At 53.7% G+C, this 20670-nt stretch carries 19 protein-coding genes; 12 read left to right on the top strand and 7 right to left on the bottom strand.

The features are described from left to right. Window positions 1-29 precede the first annotated feature (29 nt). A complete protein-coding gene (locus ACYUBO_RS02340; protein ID WP_300331883.1) occupies window positions 30-1169 on the top strand; it encodes a CBS domain-containing protein in 1140 nt (379 codons plus the stop codon). Here ACYUBO_RS02340 and ACYUBO_RS02335 read toward each other — a convergent pair. The 3 genes from ACYUBO_RS02335 to ACYUBO_RS02325 are packed head-to-tail and all read right to left on the bottom strand — an operon-like array spanning window position 1166 to window position 4388. Then, complete coding sequence (locus ACYUBO_RS02335; protein ID WP_460372059.1) at window positions 1166-3019, bottom strand: molybdopterin biosynthesis protein; 1854 nt, start codon at window positions 3017-3019, stop codon at window positions 1166-1168. The two genes, ACYUBO_RS02340 and ACYUBO_RS02335, sit on opposite strands and share 4 nt — an antisense overlap. Further along, the gene (locus ACYUBO_RS02330; protein ID WP_460372057.1) at window positions 3013-4215 is read right to left on the bottom strand and encodes a molybdopterin molybdotransferase MoeA; all 1203 of its coding nucleotides are present in this window, start codon (window positions 4213-4215) and stop codon (window positions 3013-3015) included. The genes ACYUBO_RS02335 and ACYUBO_RS02330 overlap by 7 nt, the downstream gene beginning before the upstream one ends. Continuing rightward, entirely contained in the window at window positions 4212-4388 is a 177-nt protein-coding gene (locus ACYUBO_RS02325) for a hypothetical protein (protein WP_300333638.1), read from the bottom strand. Before ACYUBO_RS02325 ends, ACYUBO_RS02330 begins: the two co-directional genes overlap by 4 nt. Window positions 4389-4500: 112 nt before the next feature. Between ACYUBO_RS02325 and ACYUBO_RS02320 the strand changes: the two genes are divergently transcribed. From ACYUBO_RS02320 to rpl12p, 8 genes are all read left to right on the top strand, one after another. After that, window positions 4501-5820, top strand: coding sequence for a D-aminoacyl-tRNA deacylase (locus ACYUBO_RS02320; protein ID WP_460372055.1), 1320 nt, complete (start codon window positions 4501-4503; stop codon window positions 5818-5820). After that, complete coding sequence (gene ftsZ, locus ACYUBO_RS02315) at window positions 5817-6983, top strand: cell division protein FtsZ (RefSeq protein WP_460372053.1); 1167 nt, start codon at window positions 5817-5819, stop codon at window positions 6981-6983. Before ACYUBO_RS02320 ends, ftsZ begins: the two co-directional genes overlap by 4 nt. A 5-nt stretch (window positions 6984-6988) precedes the next feature. Beyond that, window positions 6989-7192 carry a protein translocase SEC61 complex subunit gamma gene (locus tag ACYUBO_RS02310; RefSeq protein ID WP_300331869.1) on the top strand — a complete coding sequence of 68 codons (204 nt, stop codon included), beginning with the start codon at window positions 6989-6991 and terminating at the stop codon, window positions 7190-7192. Window positions 7193-7203: 11 nt separating this feature from the next. Continuing rightward, window positions 7204-7677 carry a transcription elongation factor Spt5 gene (locus tag ACYUBO_RS02305; RefSeq protein ID WP_300331866.1) on the top strand — a complete coding sequence of 158 codons (474 nt, stop codon included), beginning with the start codon at window positions 7204-7206 and terminating at the stop codon, window positions 7675-7677. A 131-nt stretch (window positions 7678-7808) separates the two neighbouring features. Continuing rightward, entirely contained in the window at window positions 7809-8285 is a 477-nt protein-coding gene (locus ACYUBO_RS02300) for a 50S ribosomal protein L11 (RefSeq protein WP_300331863.1), read from the top strand. Between the two features lie 62 nt (window positions 8286-8347). After that, a complete protein-coding gene (locus ACYUBO_RS02295) occupies window positions 8348-8989 on the top strand; it encodes a 50S ribosomal protein L1 (protein WP_300331860.1) in 642 nt (213 codons plus the stop codon). Beyond that, on the top strand, window positions 8990-9838 hold the full coding sequence (locus ACYUBO_RS02290) for a 50S ribosomal protein L10 (RefSeq protein WP_460372049.1): 849 nt from the start codon (window positions 8990-8992) through the stop codon (window positions 9836-9838). A gap of 12 nt (window positions 9839-9850) precedes the next feature. Beyond that, window positions 9851-10162: a 50S ribosomal protein P1 gene (rpl12p, locus tag ACYUBO_RS02285; protein WP_300331854.1), complete on the top strand. Its 312-nt coding sequence runs from the start codon at window positions 9851-9853 to the stop codon at window positions 10160-10162. A gap of 131 nt (window positions 10163-10293) precedes the next feature. Here the strand turns inward: rpl12p and ACYUBO_RS02280 are convergent, their stop codons facing one another. Together ACYUBO_RS02280 and hypF are read right to left on the bottom strand one after the other, a co-directional pair. Continuing rightward, entirely contained in the window at window positions 10294-10950 is a 657-nt protein-coding gene (locus ACYUBO_RS02280) for a hypothetical protein (RefSeq protein ID WP_460372047.1), read from the bottom strand. Beyond that, window positions 10904-13135, bottom strand: a complete 2232-nt coding sequence (gene hypF, locus ACYUBO_RS02275) for a carbamoyltransferase HypF (RefSeq protein ID WP_460372045.1) — start codon at window positions 13133-13135, stop codon at window positions 10904-10906. The genes ACYUBO_RS02280 and hypF overlap by 47 nt, the downstream gene beginning before the upstream one ends. Before the next feature lie 57 nt (window positions 13136-13192). Here hypF and ACYUBO_RS02270 point away from each other — a divergent pair, with 57 nt between their 5' ends. Genes ACYUBO_RS02270 through ACYUBO_RS02260 form a run of 3 tightly spaced genes read left to right on the top strand, consistent with a single transcriptional unit; the run spans window position 13193 to window position 16532 of the window. Next, entirely contained in the window at window positions 13193-13708 is a 516-nt protein-coding gene (locus tag ACYUBO_RS02270) for an ArsR family transcriptional regulator (RefSeq protein WP_300333016.1), read from the top strand. Beyond that, complete coding sequence (locus ACYUBO_RS02265) at window positions 13695-14501, top strand: DUF7839 domain-containing protein (RefSeq protein WP_300333014.1); 807 nt, start codon at window positions 13695-13697, stop codon at window positions 14499-14501. Before ACYUBO_RS02270 ends, ACYUBO_RS02265 begins: the two co-directional genes overlap by 14 nt. A gap of 6 nt (window positions 14502-14507) precedes the next feature. Then, a complete protein-coding gene (locus ACYUBO_RS02260; RefSeq protein WP_460372043.1) occupies window positions 14508-16532 on the top strand; it encodes a DEAD/DEAH box helicase in 2025 nt (674 codons plus the stop codon). Between the two features lie 12 nt (window positions 16533-16544). Here ACYUBO_RS02260 and ACYUBO_RS02255 read toward each other — a convergent pair whose 3' ends face one another. Both ACYUBO_RS02255 and ACYUBO_RS02250 read right to left on the bottom strand, forming a co-directional pair. Continuing rightward, window positions 16545-18476 (bottom strand): transporter substrate-binding domain-containing protein, encoded by a 1932-nt coding sequence (locus ACYUBO_RS02255; RefSeq protein ID WP_460372041.1) that lies wholly within the window; start codon window positions 18474-18476, stop codon window positions 16545-16547. 224 nt (window positions 18477-18700) lie between these two features. After that, a complete protein-coding gene (locus ACYUBO_RS02250) occupies window positions 18701-20629 on the bottom strand; it encodes a transporter substrate-binding domain-containing protein (RefSeq protein ID WP_460372039.1) in 1929 nt (642 codons plus the stop codon). Between the last annotated feature and the right edge of the window lie 41 nt (window positions 20630-20670).

The following is a 20670-nucleotide window of genomic DNA, read 5'->3' as shown; positions in this document are numbered from 1 at the left end:
CTAAATACTTAAAAAAGATACTCCCTTGCATGAATGGATCGCTGGAGATAGGACGGATTTTTGACATACCTGTCCGCCTTCATATCACTTTTTTACTGGTGATACCCCTCTTTGCATGGATCATCGGCAGCCAGATCAACCTGACAGTCGAATTTATTGAGGGCATCTTTGCCATCCCCATCGACAGAACCATCATTGAAAGCGGTGTTGTACCCTATATTCTCGGCACGATCGTGGCGCTTACCCTCTTCTTCTGTGTATTCATCCACGAACTTGCCCATTCGCTTATTGCACGTGCCCATGGCATTAAGATCAACTCAATAACGCTGATCATCTTCGGCGGCGTCGCTTCGATGGAGGAGATGCTCCCGGACCCAAAAGTGGAGCTCCCGATGGCGATTGCGGGCCCCCTCACCAGCCTCGGGCTTGGGATCCTCAGCTGGATTCTTGTATATGCCGTTGATCTGGTCGTTGAAGCCCCGGCTGTTGCAGGTGTCTTCATTTATGGATTCGGATACCTGGCGATCCTGAATATCCTGCTCTTTGCCTTCAATCTCCTTCCGGCATTCCCGATGGATGGCGGACGGGTGCTTCGCGCCTGGCTTGCAAAACGGATGCCGCTTCATCGTGCAACACGGATTGCATCGGATATCGGGAAGGGGTTTGCCATACTCTTTGGGATCATCGGGATCTTCACCTTCAGCTTCATCCTGATCATCATCGCATTCTTCATCTATATTGGCGCAAGCCAGGAATCGTCAATGGTTACAACGAACTTCCTCCTCCAGGATGTAACCGTCGGCGAGATCATGTCAAAAGAGGTCCTGAGTGTCGAGATGAGCCTCCCGCTCACCGAAGTGATACGGCTGATGTACACCACAAAACATCTTGGATTTCCTGTTGTGGACCGGGGGGATCTGATTGGTATCATTACCCTTGCGGATATCCACAGGACCAGCGATATCGACCGCGAAGCGATGCAGGTTCGTGATGTGATGAGCAGGCAGCCGATCACCACCCTTCCGCCATCCGCATCGGTCACCGACGCACTCAGGATCATGACAATGCAGAATATCGGGAGGATCCCGGTCGTCGAAGAGGGGAAAATCGTTGGAATTGTTACCCGGACTGATATCCTGACAGTCCTCGAACTAAAAGATATGGGTTAGAGGGAGAGGGTCTGCCTGATACCGGTGGCATCGGTCCTGTAACCGCTTGATTCGTTCAGGATTGTTCTGAATGAATCTGATTCGATCACTTCAAGGAGGGATCTGATCCGGGGATCTTCGAGATCTTCAGTCATGATCCCGATCTCATACCGCTCGGTTCCCACCGGGACAAATGAGAGACCTGCGATCTCTGCCGCAGATGCGACACAGAGACCTGCATCCGCCTCACCGCTTCGGACAGCAAGGGCTACGGCAAGATGGGTCGTCATCTCCCGATCATAGCCTGAGATCGCCGATGGATCGATACCACGCTCCTTCAGGAGGTGATCAAGGAGCATCCGGGTACCTGACCCTTTCTGCCGGTTCACAAACGAGACCGAATCCAGCTCCTCAAAGGTGATCCCATCCCGTGAGACGATACCCTGTTCCCGTTCTGCAACACAGACAAGGGTCACCTCCTCTCCTGCAAGGTACCGTTCCAGGTACCGGACATTATAGCTGCCATCCGGTGCAAGAAGATGCATCGGCGCGCAATGGCAGTGCCGCCTCTTCAGGGCAAGAATACCTCCCATACTCCCGATATGTGCAGAGTGGACCGGGAGCGGAGCGAGGAGATCAGCCAGCCGGTCAAGGATCGGATCATGGCTTCCGGCTAGAATGAGAGCAGATTCGAGTTCCTCTTTCGGCACACTCAGGGAAACCGGAATCATTTCACCTGCCTCCAGCCCTTCTGAATCAGCAGGTATCCTGAGAACCCCGTTGGACCGGACCGCACTCATCTGGACACCTGCACCACGTGAGAGGGGTGTTGCAATCAGCCGTCCTGCCACGCGGCCGGCGGTCATCAGGACGAACTCATCGGTTCCGATATCCGAGGCAAGTGTCCGGGTCAGTTCCGCCTCTATAACCTCGCGGGATGGGACCGGGATCCCGGCATCCCTGATCACCGGCGTGATGATCTCCCGGATCACCGTCAGGGCCGAGAGTGGGTAGCCGGGGAGGCCGATCACCGGCTTGCCCCGGATCACCCCGATGATCACCGGTTTTCCTGGTTTGATACCAACACCATGAACCAGCACCTCGCCGAGTTCGCCGACGACCTGCGCTGTATAATCTTTGGTACCCTTAGACGAACCTGCCGAGATGATCACGATATCATGAGCAGATACCGCGGCATCAATCGCGTCCCGTATCCGTTCAGGGTCGTCAGGTACAAGGGGAGAGACCGCCGCATGGACTCCGAGAGAGCGGAGATGTGCTGCTGCCATCTGGCAGTTGCTCTCGACAACCTGGCCGGGTTGTGGGCGTGTGCCATGAGCCACCAGTTCGCTCCCCGTCGGAATAAGTCCGGCAGAGAGGGAGAGAACTGCGACATCGGTGATCCCGTATGCGGCAAGCGCCCCGATATCGTGGTACTGGATCCGGTGGCCCCGGGGAAGAGCCATCTCGGATTCGGCGATATCCTCCCCGACCGGCCGGATATGCTGCCATGGTGCTGCTGCTCTTCTGATCGCATATCCTCCGCCCTCAAATGCGACATCCTCGATCATGATCACGGCATTATAGCCTGATGGAATGACATTGCCGGTGTTCACGCGGACTGCATCCAAAAGGATGACCGGATGCTTATCGGTTGCGCCGTTGGTTGCCCGCGAAGAGACCGCAATCCCGTCCATTGCCGAGAGATGTGCTTCGGGAACAGAATATGCCGCATAGATAGGATTGGCCGTTACCCTGCCGACACTCTCCATGAGGGGAACGCGGATCACCCGCGGAACTGGCGGACAGCGCCTGCCGATGAGTGCGATCGCTTCTTCGAGCGGGACGAGAGAGAGATACCTGTTCACCACAGGATCACCTCCACAACAAAACCTGTTTCAAATCCTTCGGACTCTGCGGGCACACGGACATACCCCTCGCTTTCTACGAGGGTATGCAGGAGTCCGCTCTTTGAGAAGAGCGGGGTTGCCACCCCGTCCCTGACCTTCACCCGGACATAATCCTCCCTCCCTTTTGCAGAGGGGATCCCTGCATCAAGTGTGGCTGAACAGGTCTGCTCCGGAAGACTGATACCGCTCATCACAGCGAGAAGGGGTGCGCAGATCGCCCGCATGACCATAAATGCCGAAGATGGATGGCCGGGGAGGCCGATCACGGGATGATGTTGGATCTCGCCGATGATCGTCGGTTTGCCCGGGGATATCGCAATCCCATGAACAAGAACCCGTCCCAGATCAGCGATCACCCGTGCGGTTGCATCACGGTCATCCTTGGAGCTACCGCCGGAGATGAAGATGGCATCGGCTTCTTCAACTGCCTCCTGTATGGCAGCGGTGAGTGCATCAGGTTCATCCGGCACGATCCCAAGCGACAGGGGGATACAGCCGCACTGCCGGATGAATGACTCGCAGACGATCGAATTCACATCCCGCACCTGCCCCGGCAGGGGCACCTGATCAGGGGCGACCACCTCATTTCCGGTTGCAATGACCGCAATCCGCGGTATGCGCCGTACCGGAAGAGAGAGGATACCGGCTGCTGCAAGCACACCCGTCTCCTGGGGAAGAATCCGGTGGCCTGATGGAATGATCGTCTCGCCGGATCTGAAGTCCTCGTCAGCTGCGACATAGTTCTCGCCACCAGAGACCGGCTTCATCACAAGGATCTGATCCCCTGCCACCTCGGCATACTCGATCATCACAACAGCATCTGCCCCCTCCGGCATCATCCCGCCGGTTGGGACATACCTGCATTCCCCAGCCACAATCGATCCCGGATCACCTGATCCCATCTCGATCCTGCCGGTGCAGGTGAGCATCGCAGGGAGCGATTCCCCGGCACCGATGGTGTCAGAGGAGAGTACCGCATATCCATCAACGATTGATCTCGCAAACCCCGGCATATCATGTGACGCAATGATATCTTCATTCGGGATTCGGAAAAGCGCCCCTGATAGTCCGACCATCTCTGTTCCGGGATCCGGTGCAATGGAGAGGAGGCGGGATACTGCCTCATGTACCGGGATCACCCGGATGAACCGGCTCATTTGAAACAACCCAGCTGGCAACCACGGATCTTGATGCCGTTTTTGTTGCAGTACCGGGATATGTCAAATTTTTCTATGTTGTACTTCTCGGAGATGGCAAATGCCTCTTCGCACCTGATCTCTTTCTCAATACCCTCAGCGGCAAATGCCTCAGCTACTGCGTCGTATGACATATACCAATCATTGCATTCCGATGATATAGCATTTTCAGAATGGGATCACCCGCCATGAAGGCACCTGAAGCGTGGATCAAGGCTTTTAGAGACGGGATCAAAGATATAAAGCATGGTAACTGCGCTTATCCATTCCCGCCTTGATCCGGCAGGGGTGTCGATCAGAAGAGCGATCGATTATCTCATCGGGCAGGAGGGGGAGGCTGCCTGGCCACTGCTTCAGGATGGCTGGCTCTTCCATGAGGTCGATGGAAGGCTCATCCATGAAGAAGATCTCGATGAGAAGGTGCAGGCGGATCGGATCATCTTCCTCTCGCGGCACACAAGTGTAAATCCCGAGCCGGTGCTGACGGTTCATGTGACCGGTAACTTCGGAGAGGCGGCATATGGAGGTGCACCTGATGAACTCCCGGCAGCCGATCCCGGAATGATGCAGGCGGTGCTCCGGAACCTGATGCTGTATGCTCCCAATGGATATCGTGCAGGCTATGAGATCACCCATCATGGCCCGACCGATCTGACGACCCCATCATTCTTTGTCGAGATCGGGAGCACTGAGAAGGAATGGCATGATACAGATGCAGCAGAAGCCGTTGCCCGGAGCGTGCTCTCCGCAGTACCGGGAGCATTTCTGCCCCTGATCGGATTTGGAGGCACCCATTATGCGGTTCGGCAGACAGTGATCGCGTCAGAGACCCGGGGAGCATTTGGCCATATCGCCCATTCACGGGAGGCAGGGGGCATGACTGCTGACAGGGTGGGGAGAATGGCCGGAATGACCGGGGCTGTTGCCGGATATATCGATAAAAAAGCGCTCAGCGCGATGGAATACGATCTGATTGCCGGGCTTTGCGGGGAACTACAGCTTCCGCTTGTTACAGAAGGTATGCTTCATGAGATGGGAAGTGTGCCCTGGAAGACCTGGAGCCGGGCAACCGCCCTTGCATCAGAAATTGCGGCTGCATCACTGCTGAAGAACCATGGAATGGAGCGGGACTGCGCATTATCGGTGGTCAGGATCAATGAAGAACTCCTCACCGAAGCGCTCAGGGTGGGAAAAGAGGAGTTCATCACCGCCCTTGATACCATCACCCCCTGTTTCAGAATTACCAAAGGCGGGGCAGTTGCCCTCCCTGCCTTCATCGGATATCATGAGGAAGAGGCACAATTAGCAAGTGATTTAATAACCCTGTGTGTACAACAGATCACGAAACATTCTCATGCTGTTGTAGAGGGTGATCGCCTTATCATCAGCAGAGAACGTTTTGACCCTGAGAAAGCGCGCAAACTCGGGGTACCAGCAGGACCACTCTTCGGCAGGCTTGCCAGCGGGCAGGCCGTCAATGTCGGAGAGAGGGTCATTTTGGCCGATATGGTCACCACCCATGTTCTGCAGGAGATCACAATCCCGGGATTGGAGAGAATAACATGAGATCAATCGTGGAAGAGGCATTATCACGGAAGAAGGCGGAAGAGGCCGAGGTAGCCGGAGAGGCACCTGCTGAATATCGAAGCTCGCCAATAGTCGATGGACAGGCCAACCCGAAATTCGAAGGGACCATGGATGATGAAGACTTTGAGGATGTCCTCAAGAGTCTTCGCACCATCATCACCGTCGTCGGGTGTGGCGGAGGGGGATCCAATACCATCACCCGGATGTTCGAAGAGAATATCCATGGGGCAAAGATGATTGCGATCAATACCGATGCCCAGCACCTTGCAATGACAAGAGCTGACCGGAGAATACTCATCGGCAGGCAGACGACAAAAGGGCTTGGCGCCGGAGCGGTTCCCCGCAGGGGTGAAGAAGCGGCTCTGGAGAGTGAGGGTGATCTTCACAGGGCTATTGCCGGAAGCCACATGGTCTTTGTCACAGCAGGTCTTGGTGGCGGTACCGGAACAGGATCCGCACCGATTGTAGCAAAGGCTGCGCGTGAAGAAGGAGCACTGACGATCGCTGTTGTGACACTCCCCTTCACCGCCGAAGGTGCAAACAGGATGGAGAATGCCGAGGCGGGTCTCGAACACCTCCGTGAGGTTGCAGATACCGTCATCGTCGTACCAAACGACCGTCTCCTTGAGGTTGTCCCACGGCTCCCGCTCTCCACCGCATTCAAGGTGGCAGATGAAGTGCTGATGAAGGCCGTGAAAGGAATCACCGAACTGATCACGCTTCCCGGTCTTGTGAACCTCGACTTTGCAGATGTCAGATCTGTCATGGAACAGGGCGGCATCGCGATGATCGGAATGGGTGAATCTGATTCCGAAGACAAGGCAAGCGATTCAGTGAAGAAAGCCCTCCGTTCACCACTCCTTGATGTGGATATCTCGGGTGCAACCGCCGCACTCGTGAACGTAGTCGGAGGCCCCGATATGACCATGTCGGAAGCCGAAGGCGTGGTTCAGGAGATATACGAGCGGATCGATCCCGACGCACGGATCATCTGGGGTGCCCAGATAGATCCGGGCATGCAGAACCGTATGAGAACGATGCTTATCGTCACCGGGGTTCAGTCCCCCCAGATATATGGAAAGCCGGATGTTCCTCACGGACAGCGGCTCCAGAAGCAATACGATATAGATTTCCTTAAGTGATCACCATGAATATCCCGGAACTCAAGAAACCTGACCTGAAAGGTCTTAATCTGAATGAAGAACTCTTCAGGAAATATATCCGTGTACTGAAACTGGCACGGACACCCACCCGTGAAGAGTTCGGCAAAATCGGCCTCGTTGCAGGCATCGGAATTTGTATAATCGGTCTTGTTGGATTTATCATCTACCAGATCATGCTCGTGTTCTAGAACTGATCAAAATGACTGAGGCAGTAAACCACTACTACGCAATTAAGACGACCTCAAAGCAGGAACGCGCGGTTGCAGATTCCATCTTCCGTACTGTTGAGCGGAATGATGTTGATATCAGGGTCTCTTCAGTGATTGTGCCGGAGGAGCTGAAAGGATATGTGATCCTTGAGTCGCCGGAAGGACGCGGCCGGATCCAGGAACTCCTCGAGAGCATCCCAAGTGCACGGGCACTTGTGCCGGGCGAGACGAAGCTTGAAGATATTCTGCATTACCTTGAACCAAAACCTGTTGTCTCAGGTATTGATGAGGGAACCATCGTCGAACTGATCGCTGGTCCCTTCAAAGGAGAGAAAGCAGTTGTCAAGCGGATCGATCTCGGAAAGGAAGAGATCACTGTTGAGCTGTATGAGAGTATCGTTCCAATCCCAATCACCGTCCGGGGCGACCATGTCAGGGTCATCGAACGGAAGAACGAAGAGTAAGAGATAATCTGATCACCTCCAATCCCCCTCTTTTTCAGTGAGCCATCCCCATCATATTTATCAGATCTGCCGTTGACATATATGAACCACAGCTGACAATCCCATTAAGGGGTTGCCGGCATGGTGATACTATGGCAGAAACTGTCGAGGTACTGGTACCCGGCGGTAGAGCGACCGCAGGCCCGCCATTGGGCCCGGCGCTGGGCCCTCTCGGCATCAACGTGAAGGCCGTTGTCGATGAAATCAATCAGAAGACAGCGGAATTCAATGGAATGACTGTGCCAGTTACGGTGGAGGTCGACGATAAGAAGAACTTCACCATCTCGGTGGGTATCCCACCGACGACGGCATTGATCATGAAAGAAGTTGGTGTTGGGAAGGGGGCGTCAAGCCCAAATGCCCAGCCGGTTGGTAATCTGCCGCTTGAAGCGATCATTCGGATCGCTCGCATGAAACAGGAGTCGATGCTCTCCTATGACCTCAGAAATGCGGTCAAGGAAGTCATAGGCACCTGCCGCTCCGTTGGAGTGACGATCGAAGGCATGAAGGCACAGGATGCTATTGCCGCGGTCAATGCGGGCCAGTTCGATGATCAGCTAAATGCATAGACATAGAGACAACCATAGGAGATCGTGATTATTGCGGTCGAGAACTATGGAGGCATCATTTAATGGTTGAGTTAACCCAGATTCAGAAGGCCGTATCCACGGCAATCGAGCAGGCGCCAGAGAGGAAGTTCCGGGAGAGTGTGGATATCACAATCAACCTGAAGAACATCGACATGGCGCAGCCGAAAAACCGTATTGATGCGACGATTCTTCTGCCAGAGAGTGCAGGCACCAAAAGGATCGCGGTTCTGGGCAAAGGAGACATAACCACTCAGGCAAAAGAGGCAGGTGCCGATATTATCATCGGCCCTGAAGAGATCGAACGCCTGGGAGGTGCCCCGCGTGAAGCCAGACAGGTTGCATGCGATTATGACTTTTTCCTTGCTGAGACCGCTGTTATGCCACTCGTAGGCCGATGGCTGGGCCCAAGGCTCGGTCCACGCGGCAAGATGCCAATGCCCATCCCCCCGGGACAGGACATCAGACCTATTGTAGAGCGTCTGCGCGGCTCCATCAGGATCCGTACGAAGGATAAGCTGACTTTTTCTGCGAAGATCGGGACGACAGAGATGACGCCTGAACAGATCGCAGAGAATATCAACACAGTCCTGAAAAGAGTCGAAGCAGATCTCGAGCAGGGCTCACAGAACCTCCGCTCGGTCTTTGTCAAAACGACCATGGGGCCGGCAGTGAGGTTGATCTAAATGGCAGTATACACACGCCACCTGCCTCAGTGGAAGCAGGATGAGGTTGAAGAAGTCAAGAAGAATGTGCAGGAGTATGCCTTAATCGGCATCATCGATACATTTGGTATCCCTGCATCACAGTTCCAGCAGATCCGGCGGAACCTCAAAGAGAGAGCCATCATCAAGGTGATGAGAAACACGCTCATAGAGCATGCATTCTCTGATCTTGGCGGACCATATGACGATCTCAAAGAGCATATCACCGGACACTCGGCACTGATCTTCACAAACGACAACCCCTTCAGACTGTTCAAGTCCCTTGAACAGACGAAGACAAAGCGGGCTGCCAAAGCTGGTGAGATCGCACCTGAGGACATCGTTGTTCAAAAGGGAGCAACAAGCTTCAAGCCAGGCCCTATCGTCAGTGAACTTCAGCAGGCGGGTATCCCGGCCACCATCGATGGCGGCAAGGTGAAGATCCGCGAGACGAAGACTGTCGTAAAGGCTGGCGAGGTCATTGACCGGAAGAAAGCCGGTGTCCTCTCGAAACTTGACGTTAAGCCGATGGATGTCGGTTTATCTCTTTTCGTCGCACTCTACCAGGATGAGCTGTATCTTCCGGATGTACTTGGTATTGACGAGACTGAATACTATAACAAGCTCGTTCTTGCCGTTCAGCAGGCGTTCAACCTCTCGGTCAATGCAGCCTATCCGACTGCATTCACGATGGAGACGATCCTTGCAAAGGCATTCCGTGAGGCTCGCAGCCTTGGTATAGAGGCCGCTATCTACGAGAAGGATGTCATTGATGGCATCATCGCAAAGGCATACAGACAGATGAACACAATCAAAGTATTAGTTGAATAAGGTGACTGAATTATGGAGTACATATACGCTGCTCTCTTACTGCACTCTGCTGACAAGGCAGTTGAAGAAGAATCCGTCAAGGCAGTTCTCTCTGCCGCAGGTATCGCTACAGACGAATCCCGTGTAAAGGCGCTCATTGCCGCCCTTGACGGCGTTGACATCGAAGATGCCATCAGCAAGGCCGCTGCAGCACCCGTTGCTGTCGCAGCTGCCGCAGCACCTGTAGCAGCAGCCGCTGCTGAAGAGGCGCCTGAGGAAGAAGAGTCAAAGAAGGAAGAGGAAGAAGAGTCCGGCATGGCCGGTCTTGGAGCCCTCTTCGGCTAAATTTCTTTTTTTTACCCGGACAATCCCGCCACTGAAGAAGGCAGGAACAGGTTTTCATTCAGTTGTATCTACCCCGGAGTGCTAACGCTGCTGTTGCAGGCCCGCTTTTTTCTTTGTTTAAAGATACACCATCAGAGGTGGGAAGGATTTGGTTTTACCTCAAGATCTGATGCCGCTATCTTTTCACAGAGCCGTCTTCTCTTCCTGATTGGCCAGAGATCATAGAGGAAGAACTGAACCGGTTTCCAGAGGGCGACCCACCCGATGATGATTAAGGATTCAGCGATCAGCCCGGCAAGAGATCCCTGTTCGAAGATATCTGATGCATGCTGGCTGATTGTCAGGCAGAAGAAGAGGAAGACGATCCCGATTGCCAGGTTCAGCCGCTCACGCCTCCATTGGACCGAGAGGGCGTGCCCTGCCAGTGATCCAAGATAGAGGAAGTGGTTGGCAACTCCCATTCTGATATTCTCTGTCACCTCATGGGAGATGAGGGGGAGCGGCAGGTACACGGTTATCCGGGCCTTCTGATCAAAGGGGATCTCTTCAAAAGAGGCATAGATATACTCTTCAGCATCAGGATCAAGTTCTTTTTCATAGAAGGGCGCTGGGTCAAGGGTATTGAAGAGCTGGATGACGTTTGAGATCTTCAGTTCAACACGGGCGATCTCATCAGGATCCTCAGGCGGGGATCTGAATTCCCGTTCGGGATACTCAAACTCCCGTGCCTCCATCCGAAATTCACCTGCTTCCGGCGATGATCGCCTGCCCATATGAGATGCAGCCATCACCGAGCGGGTACTCGGTATTGATGACCGGCTCGATTCCGGCTCTCCTGAGTTCTTCACAGATGGTGGATCTGATCATATGGTTGTAGCAGACGCCTCCTGAGAGGGCAGCCTTTCCGATACCGTGCTCTCCGGCAACCGACACTGCCATCCGGGCAATACCGCGGGCGAGATTGAACTGGAAGGATGCGGCGATATCCGCAACAGCACGCCTCTGTATCTCGTGGCTCTCCTCTTTCAGGGGAAGATACCGCAGAAATGCCTCTTCCATCAGGTGTGAAGTCGAAAGCACCTGCCGGCCGTTCTCTTCAGAGATGAGAAGCTCCCATTCTGCGGGTCTTCCCGATGCAGCCACTGCCTCAAGCCGCATCGCGGGCTCGCCATCATAGGTCCTTTCAGAACAGATGCCAAGGAGGGCAGATGCGGCATCAAGCACCCTGCCGGTACTCGTTGTTGGTATGGTGTTGAACCTTCTTTCAACCTGATGTGCAAGTGCCGAAGAGGCGATATCATTCCATCCCCGCCCGGCAAGGAGATCCAGTACCTCGGGCCGGGGGAGGATGCCATAGAGCATCCGTTCGGGATGTGCGGTAGCGGCATCACCCCCCGGCATCAGCACCTGTTCGAGGTGTCCGGCCCGGAGATAATCCGGTGACTGCCCGACAAAGATCTCGCCCCCCCAGACCGTCCCGTCATCCCCGTACCCGACACCGTCAATGGCGATCCCGACACACCGCTCGCGGGTTGTTGCGGCAATATGTGCACGATGGTGCTGGACCGGGACCAGTGCTGCACCAAGCTCTTCTGCAAGGTCTGTTGCGTATCGTGTCGAGAGAAACTGTGGATGGAGATCACAGGCGATGATCTCAGGGGTTGTGCCGGTTAAGCCCCTGAGCCGCTCCACCGTCTCCTCAAGGTAGCGGACGGTCGAGGGGTTCCTGATATTTCCGATATGAGGGGAGGTGATGCAGAAGCCATTGTTGTATAAGCTTGCATTGGCATTCAGTTCAGGCCCGACAGCGAGGATGGCACGGTCTCCGAGATCAATCCGGGTCCTCTTCGGTGCAATACCCCTGGAGAGGCGGATGATCAGGCCGTCACGGACAACCGAATCATCACACCGGTTCTGGATCTCGCGATCATGGGTGAGGAAGTAGTCCACCACACCCCGAAGACGCGACATCACCAGATCGATCTCTGTGATCATCGGGTTGCCGGGAACATTCGCACTTGTCATTACGAGCATCGGTGACGTGAGGTGACTGAAGAGGAGGTGGTGCAGGCCGGTATAGGGGAGCATCATCCCGAGGGTATGCAGGTTTGATATCGTCGGGTGGGAAGTGTGATCGCGTTTCTCAAGGACGACAATCGGACGGGCGGGGCTGATAAGATATTCTCTCTCACTCTCATTCAGCATGGCAACCCGTTCGATGGTGTCTGCTTCAGCCATCACTGCAAGCGGCTGCCCGGTCCTTCCGAGGAGGGCTTTCAGCCGTTCTGCTGAAGATTCGATGCAGGCAATATGGAAACCCCCGATCCCACGGATCGCAAGGATCTTTCCCATATCAAGAAGTTCTGCTGCCTTTTTGATCGGGTCTGCAACCGGCATGCTCCGGCCATCCGGATCCATCAGGGTGAGCGAGGGGCCGCAGGTCGCACAGGCGATCGTCTGGGCATGGTGGCGCCTGGATCGCGGGTTCCAGTACTCCTCCTCGCATGAAGGACAGAGGGGGAAGAGATCCATTGTTGTTCTCTCCCGATCATAGGGAAGCGCGCGTATGATACTGTACCGCGGGCCGCAATCTACGCAGGATGTTGCCCAATAGTTGAAATAACGACCATCCACCTGATTAATATCATGGATACAGGCCTCGCAGATCGCAACGTCGGGGGGGATCATGCCGGAGAGGTTGCCTGCCTTGCTCTCAAGGATAGAGAAACGGTCGGGGATTGTACCTGAAAGGGGTGAGACGATCACCTCATCTATGGCTGCAAGGCGCGGCCCTCTTGTGACAACATCGAGGAACTCGTCAAAACGGTCTCCTTCAGCGTGAATAAGGACTTCGCTGCCGAGATTGGTGACCGAGCCACGGATGGAAAGCGATTCCGCAGTTGCATAGACAAAGGGGCGGAAGCCCACACCCTGTACGATCCCACGGACGATGATAGTGCCAGATCTCCGCATGGATTATCAACAAAGGTTATAGAATTACAGAGCAATATAGTACATAGGGTTTTTGCAGTGACGGATCATCCTAAGACGAAAATTGTAAGCGACCCGGTGGAGCTAGTACCTCTGCTTGTTACGTTTAACAACTCAGGGTATAAAATGGTTTATGAATTGCTCTCGAAGTCATGGGTGACTGAGGAGGAACTGAATCAGCAGTATGAAGGTGAATGTATCAACCATTGCCTGAAGATGCTGAAGAAGGGAAACCTGATCGACGAGCAATGGAGAACGCTTCCGGGAAGAAAACCAGAGAAGGAATACCGGGTAAATTATCAGAAGTTCAGGGCAAATTTCCAGTGCACAATGGAGGATCTCGTCTCGATGCTCTATATATCCACATCTAACGACGAGACACTCAGGGAACTATCCGATAACATAAAGGCTGAAGTTGATTCAGGCAACACCTCCATCGGCGAGATCGCGCGGAAAGTTGGTGTAAAACCGATCTATGTCAAGGGCATCGCAAAGCGTCTGCCACATTTTGATGTCCGGGGACAGGGGTTGATACTCCTTGATGGAGAAAAGTAAGGATCCCCTTGGGAATCTTCTCAGAAGTAAAAGGGAGACGACACGGTTTCAGGTTCTCGTCGAAGTAGCCGAGCACCAGCCATCAATACGCCAGCAGGAGATCGCCGAGAAGCTCGGGGTAACCCCGCAGGCAATCTCCGAGTACATCCGCGATCTCGCAGATGACGAGCTGATCACCGCAGAAGGGCGGGGCCGGTACAGTGTCACCCGGAAGGGAATTGAGTGGGTGCTCTCAAGTGCTGAGCAGCTCGAGAGCTATGCACGCCATATCAGGCGGGATATCATACAGCAGGTAGCAATATGGGCTGCAATTGCGGGTGAGGATCTGAAGAAAGGCGATTCGGTCGGCGTCTTCATGAAAGGGGGATGGCTGTATGCAGGGAAGGAGACCCAGTCAGCAACAGGCATTGCCATCGATGATGCCGAGAAGGGAACTGATGTAGGGGTTGCACGATTGAGCGGGATCATCGAGCATACCGAAGGATCGGTCTTCGTCTGCAAGGTCCCCCGGATCGAACGGGGCGGGTCCCGCGTCGTTGAGCGAGACCGGCTCTTCAAGATCGTACAGAAGGCAGAGATCGTCGGTGCTGTCGGTGTTGAGGCATATATGGCACTGAAACGATCAGGCATCAGATCCGATATGTTCTATGGCGCACGAGAAGGTGTCATTGAAGCAGCATTTCACGGAATGAACTGTGCGATCATCGTTGTTGATTCTGAGTTCACCGACTTTATCAAACGGCTTGAAACCGCAGGACTCTCCTATACCATCCACGATCTGGCGGTGCAGTAAGCACCTATGAGCGCAATCATCCTCCCATGGAAGAAAGCCTATCGGATCCTCTTCTTTGATGACCGGAGAATCCGGCATGTCGGCACCGTATCCCTTGCGAGGACGACACGGGGGATACGGCCCGATGAGTTTATGGTCAGAAGGCCGGGTGCATCCCACCCAAAGAAGACACCCACCAAGGATCTGCTTGTCGCTCTTCGCCAGGGCGAGGTGTATCTGACCCAGCATGATGCTGCTTTTGAAGAGTTTCTGGAAAATCTTCAGATACCATATTCATTTGTCGATATATGCAGAATCTGCCTCCTGGAAGATCAGATCACCCAGCTCTCCAAAGAGACCAAAATCCGGTGCGGCCGTGAGCTGATCTGCCCGGATTGTGCAAAGAAAGAACTCTCACGCGAACTGTCTCATCTTAGAAAGCTCGGGAAGAAGACCCGTGCCCATATTGAAGATCTCCTGATGGAGCACCGCGATCTCGAGGCGGTCCTTGCGATCATCCAGCCGGAGAACCTCGATATGAAGAAGACCCTCTTTGACAGGGTCGATGCGCATCCGGTTTCAGATACACAACGGCTGGAAGAGCTCCCGCTGCCCCGCGAGTTTGTTGATGCAGTCTCTATCACCTCCCTGATGCCCGCACAACAGCTTGCAGTTGAGTCTGGTCTCCTCTTTGGGAAACACCTGCTTGTCGTTGCAGCAACAGCCAGTGGGAAGACATTTATCGGAGAGATGGCAGGTCTCAAGAACCTTCTTGAAGGGCGGGGACGTCTCCTCTTCCTGGTGCCGCTGGTTGCACTGGCAAACCAGAAGTACGAGCGGTTCTCCGAGACATACAAAAACCTGGCAAGCGTCTCCATCTCAACCGGCGTCTCCCGGCTGAACCTCCCCGAGACACGATCCCCTGCACGGCGGGATGCGGGATCGGATATCATCATCGGGACCTATGAAGGGGTCGACAATATCCTGAGAAGAGGGCGGCAGCTTCGGAATATCGGGACTGTGGTGATCGATGAGGTGCAGATGCTCGAAGATCCGGAGCGTGGCCACCGCCTTGACGGGATGATCGCCCGCCTGAAGCAGATCGCCCCGAAGACGCAGTTCATCTATCTCTCGGCAACAATCGGTGCACCCCATCTCCTTGCAAAGAAACTGAATGCGAACCTGGTCACCTATGCAGAACGGCCGGTTTCACTTGATCGCCATCTCCTCTTCGTTGAACGGGAAGCGAAGATCCCAACAACCAAGCGTCTGATCTTCGAGGAGTTTGGGAAGACCTCTTCCAAAGGATTCAAAGGGCAGACGATCGTCTTCACAAACGCACGATCCCGCTGCCACCAGATCGCCGATGCAATCGGCCCGCGTGCAGCCCCCTACCATGCCGGACTCACGGCACAGGAACGGAGAGATATCGAGTCCCGGTTCACTAAAGGTAAACTCGCCGCAGTCGTCACAACAGCCGCCCTTGCAGCGGGTGTTGATTTTCCTGCATCACAGGTGATCTTTGATGCCCTGGCAATGGGGATCGAATGGCTGACGGTACAGGAGTTCCACCAGATGATCGGAAGAGCCGGCCGGCCCGACTTCCATGATGCAGGGCGTGTCGTGATCCTGGCTGAGCCCGGCGGATCATATTCGCGGGAGTCAAAGGCGACCGAGGAGGAGGTGGCGATCAACCTTCTCAGGGGCGTGATGGAGGAGGTCGCACCCGTCTACGGGATGGAGGAGAGCAGTGAAGAATATGCGGCAAATGCCGTTGTCGCCCGCGGCATCGAGCAGGATCTCGAGTCCATGAACGAGCGGATGGTCGGAACACTCGAGGATGCCATCCCCGAGATGGAGAAGTACAGGCTTATCCATCGAAAAGGCGGGGTGATCGAGCTCTCGCCATTTGGCAGGGTGATGGCAGAGCACTTCATCGGAGTCGAACGGCTGAAGCGGATACGCAGCCTTGTCCGGGAAGAGGATGATCCCCTGATGATCCTCGCGGATCTCGAGTGCAGAACCGATGAGGACGAACAGAAGAGGAGGTAGGATCTTCCCCTCTCACTCCGTCCTGAAGATCCCGCTACAGACCACGTACTCTTTTCCGTCACTCCCGGTCACAAGCTGATAGTAGGTGCTCTTCCAGAAGAGGCCGCTCTCTGCCGGGTTGATAGAGACATAATCCTCCCACCCGGAACCATTCTCCAATGCTCCAGTAACCATTTTGTCCTGGAATGCCTCTCCCGTCACATCGGTCTTCCCCTTGAAACTCACCCCGACAAGATGGATATTCGTTGCATCAGCAACCATTACCACATCGGTGTCATAAACAAAGACATAGAGTCCGGGTTTCTTTTCATTTCTGTATGGATGGCGCCCGGCATTGATCGCCCGGATCGTTGCCGGGGCATCATCTTCAAGTGCATCTGCTGTCAGGGAGACGAGCCCTACTGCCTCCTCTTCAGTCAGGAAATCGGTTGCATATGCCGGGGTGAGATACCGATAGAGGATCCGCTCGTACCGGCTGACCCCATACACATCCTTTTCAGATCGTATCCGGTCTAGCGCCTGCTGGAACGCCACAATAAGAGGCTCGGGAGTCTCACGGTTGAAGGTGACATAATACTCATGCATCGTGAGGGGATAGCCGATGATGATCGATTCCGAGTGCTCGGCATACATCCCGATCAGCCTGATTCCGGGATACTCAGCATATGCCCATGCATCGATCTCCCCGGCTTCGAGTGCCTGTATCAGTTCCTCTGCGCCGGTTGCGTACGTGGTATTCTCATAGCCGAGTAATCGGAGATCATCTCCGGCAATATCATCGGTGACTGCCCCGATAGAGAGTTTGAAGAGCTCCTCTTCCGTCTGGACGCTTTCACCGGCTCGCATGAAGACGACATTTCTGCTCCTGATAATTGGCCCTGCCCAGAGGAAGAGATCTTCCCGCTCGGGGGTCCGTGCAGTTGAGAAGAGGACATAACCGGGTATGGTAAGGGCTTTCTGGTATCCATCCTCCCATGTGGATAGGAACATCTGGTCGCGGGAGAGGTCGGTGTTCAGATCAGTGAAGACCTCCTCAAGGATATCAACCGAGATACCCTGCACGATACCATCCTGCTTGAAATTATACGGGTAATACTCTTCGGTCATATAGGTGAGGGTGGCAAGACCTCGGGAAGGCATATACCGGTTGAGTATCTGGTCGTACCGGCTCAACCCACCATCTGCGGGGGTCTCTTTCAGGGCATCAAGTGCAGACTGAAACCATTCGATCTGCTGTTTTGGTGTTTCCTTATGAAAAGCATAATATGTATCCAACTCTGTTAGCTGGTATATCTGGTTAAAATAGCCGTATTTCCCGGTTTCTTCTGCGATCAGGTACTCTCCGGCAAGGTCACCTGAGGCAAAGAGATCGATCTCGCCCCGGTCAAGCATCCAGATCAGGTTTATTGGATCGGGATCGGTGATGATCTGAGCATCATCTACTCCTACCCGTTTCAGCTCCAGAACCGATACGTCATCTTCAACTGCACCAATTTTGAAATTGTTGAGATCTGAATCCTCTGCAACGGTGATACCACTGCCACGCCGGGAGAAGAGAACAACATTGAACGATGTGATCGGGCCTGCCCAGAGGAACTGATCTTCCCGCTCAGGTCTTCTCGCAGTCGAGAAGATGACATATCCAGGTGTTGAGCGTGCGGTCTGATATCCATCGGTGAAGAGTCCGATCCGTATGGCATCATCAGGCAGTACGAATCCTTTCTCCTCATATGCAGCATACAGGAGCTCAACTGCGATCCCTTTCAGTTCACCATCCTCTTCATAATTGAATGGCGGGAATTCTTCGGTCAGAAAGATCAGATCCGGTGCTCCGGATGACTCCTCAGTAACACATCCGGAGATGCCAATGCATGCCGAAAGCAGAATTAAGAGAGAAAAAACAATCAGGGAGTACTGACGTAAACCCTTCACCTTCCTGTGCATATCCTAAAATTACGAAGAAAGGTATTTATGTTTTCTCAAATGGTGATTGAATGATGGACAATACATGTAAAGAAGAGTGAGAACCCTCACCCCACACAGACCAACCACTGGTCATAGATCGAGCCACGCTCATTCTCAAAGACCTCGATTGTCTAAACCTACGCCCATTATGCAGACCTGAGAGACCATGTAATCTGGAAGGTCGATCTGAAACAACCCCCATTTTACCCCGTCCTGAAGATCCCGCTACAGACCACATACTCTTTCCCGTCACTCCCGGTTACAAGCTGATAGTATGTGCTCTTCCAGAAGAGTCCGCTCTCTGCCGGACTGATATAGATATAATCCTCCCACCCGGAACCATTCTCCAGTGCTCCTTCCACCATCATATCCCGAAACGCCTTTCCGGTGACATCAGTCTTACCTTTGAAACTCACCCCGACGAGATGGATATTTGTTGCATGGGCAACCATGACGACATCGGTATCATAGACAAAGACATAGAGTCCGGGTTTATCAGGGACATTATAGATGGTACTCGCCGCATTGATCTCCCGGAGTGTTGCCGGGGCATCCCGTTTCAATGCTGCTGCTGTCGATGATACGAGATCGATTGCGTCCTCTTTCGTCAGCACCTCAGTTGCATATCCCGGAGTGAGATGCCGGTAGAGGATCCGCTCATACCGGCTAACACCAAAGGCATCCTTTTCTGATCGTATTCGGTCAAGCGCCTGCTGGAACGCCACAATAAGAGGCTCGGGAGTCTCACGGTTAAACGCGACATAATATTCATGCATCGTGAGGGGATAGCCAATGACGATCGACTCCGGGTGCTGTGCATGCATCCCGATCAGCCTGATTCCGGGATACTCAGCATATGCCCATGCATCGATCTCCCCGGCTTCGAGTGCCTGTATCAGTTCCTCTGCGCCGGTTGCGTACGTGATCTTCTCATAGCCGAGTAACCGGAGATCATCTCCGGCAATATCATCGGTGATCGCTCCAATAGAGAGTTTTAAAAGATCCTCTTCCGTCTGCACGCTTTCACCAGATCGCATGAAGAGGACGTATCTACTCCTGACAATCGGACCCGCCCAGAGGAACAAGTCTTCACGCTCAGGGGTTTTTGCAGTTGAAAAGATGACGTATCCCGGAACAGATAGTGTCTTTTGGTACCCCTCTTCCCATGTGGAGAGAATCACCTGGTCGCGGGAGAGATCAGTATTCAGATCCGAGAAGATCTCATCCAGAATATCAACTGAGATCCCCTGAAGGGCACCATCCTCCATGAAATTGTACGGATAATGCTCTTCAGTCATATACGTGAGGGTGGCAAGACCCCGTGATGGGATATAGCGGTTCAGTATCTGGTCGTACCGGCTCAAACCACCATCTGAGGGTGTCTCTTTCAGGGCATCAAGTGCAGACTGAAACCATTCGACATCCTGCTGCGGGGTCTCCCTGTTGAATGCATAATAGAGATCCACGGTCGTGAGCCGATATATCTGGTTAAAATAGCCGTATTTCCCTGTTACCTGTGCGATCAGGTACTCTCCTGCAAGATCACCTGAGGCAAAGAGATCAATCTCCCCTGCATCGAGCATCTGGATCAGGTTTATTGGATCAGGATCGGTGATGATCTGAGCATCATCTACTCCTACCCGTTTCAGCTCCAGAACCGAGACATCATCTTCAACTGCACCAATTTTGAAAGTGTTGAGATCAGAATCCCCTGCAACGGTGATATCACTTCCACGGCGTGCAAAGAGGACGATATCGTACGACGCGATCGGACCTGCCCAGAGGAACAGATCTTCCCGCTCAGGTCTTCTCGCAGTCGAAAAGACAGCATATCCGGGTGTTGTGCGTGTCGTCTGATATCCTTCGGTGAAGAGTCCGATCCGTATGGCATCCCCAGGCAATGAGAACCCTTTCTCCTCATATGCAGCATACAGGAGCTCAACTGCGATCCCTTTTAAGTCACCATCATCATAATTGAATGGGGGGAATTCCTCTGTCAGAAAGATCAGATCCGGTGCTCCGGATGACTCCTCTGCAACACACCCCGAGGTGACGATACATGCCAGAAGCAGAACAGTTAAAGAAAAAATAACCTGGGAATACTGACGTAAACCCTTCACCATTCTGTGCATATGCTGAATATGGAAGAGGGGTATTTATGCTTTCTGAAGCG

This window comes from Methanocalculus sp. MC3 (assembly GCF_054767395.1).
Note: the sequence above shows the minus strand (reverse complement) of the source record. Positions and strands in the feature narration are given on the sequence as shown.

What these genes read in the sequence shown, in the direction of transcription:
- ACYUBO_RS02255 (WP_460372041.1), bottom strand. Translation starts at nt 18,476, where the DNA reads ATGCACAGGAAGGTGAAGGGTTTACGTCAGTACTCCCTGATTGTTTTT.
- rpl12p (WP_300331854.1), top strand. Translation starts at nt 9,851, where the DNA reads ATGGAGTACATATACGCTGCTCTCTTACTGCACTCTGCTGACAAGGCA.
- ACYUBO_RS02260 (WP_460372043.1), top strand. Translation starts at nt 14,508, where the DNA reads ATGAGCGCAATCATCCTCCCATGGAAGAAAGCCTATCGGATCCTCTTC.
- ACYUBO_RS02250 (WP_460372039.1), bottom strand. Translation starts at nt 20,629, where the DNA reads ATGCACAGAATGGTGAAGGGTTTACGTCAGTATTCCCAGGTTATTTTT.
- ACYUBO_RS02325 (WP_300333638.1), bottom strand. Translation starts at nt 4,388, where the DNA reads ATGTCATACGACGCAGTAGCTGAGGCATTTGCCGCTGAGGGTATTGAG.
- ACYUBO_RS02290 (WP_460372049.1), top strand. Translation starts at nt 8,990, where the DNA reads ATGGCAGTATACACACGCCACCTGCCTCAGTGGAAGCAGGATGAGGTT.
- ACYUBO_RS02265 (WP_300333014.1), top strand. Translation starts at nt 13,695, where the DNA reads ATGGAGAAAAGTAAGGATCCCCTTGGGAATCTTCTCAGAAGTAAAAGG.
- ACYUBO_RS02280 (WP_460372047.1), bottom strand. Translation starts at nt 10,950, where the DNA reads ATGGCTGCATCTCATATGGGCAGGCGATCATCGCCGGAAGCAGGTGAA.
- ACYUBO_RS02310 (WP_300331869.1), top strand. Translation starts at nt 6,989, where the DNA reads ATGAATATCCCGGAACTCAAGAAACCTGACCTGAAAGGTCTTAATCTG.
- ftsZ (WP_460372053.1), top strand. Translation starts at nt 5,817, where the DNA reads ATGAGATCAATCGTGGAAGAGGCATTATCACGGAAGAAGGCGGAAGAG.
- ACYUBO_RS02300 (WP_300331863.1), top strand. Translation starts at nt 7,809, where the DNA reads ATGGCAGAAACTGTCGAGGTACTGGTACCCGGCGGTAGAGCGACCGCA.
- hypF (WP_460372045.1), bottom strand. Translation starts at nt 13,135, where the DNA reads ATGCGGAGATCTGGCACTATCATCGTCCGTGGGATCGTACAGGGTGTG.
- ACYUBO_RS02295 (WP_300331860.1), top strand. Translation starts at nt 8,348, where the DNA reads ATGGTTGAGTTAACCCAGATTCAGAAGGCCGTATCCACGGCAATCGAG.
- ACYUBO_RS02330 (WP_460372057.1), bottom strand. Translation starts at nt 4,215, where the DNA reads ATGAGCCGGTTCATCCGGGTGATCCCGGTACATGAGGCAGTATCCCGC.
- ACYUBO_RS02340 (WP_300331883.1), top strand. Translation starts at nt 30, where the DNA reads ATGAATGGATCGCTGGAGATAGGACGGATTTTTGACATACCTGTCCGC.
- ACYUBO_RS02305 (WP_300331866.1), top strand. Translation starts at nt 7,204, where the DNA reads ATGACTGAGGCAGTAAACCACTACTACGCAATTAAGACGACCTCAAAG.
- ACYUBO_RS02320 (WP_460372055.1), top strand. Translation starts at nt 4,501, where the DNA reads ATGGTAACTGCGCTTATCCATTCCCGCCTTGATCCGGCAGGGGTGTCG.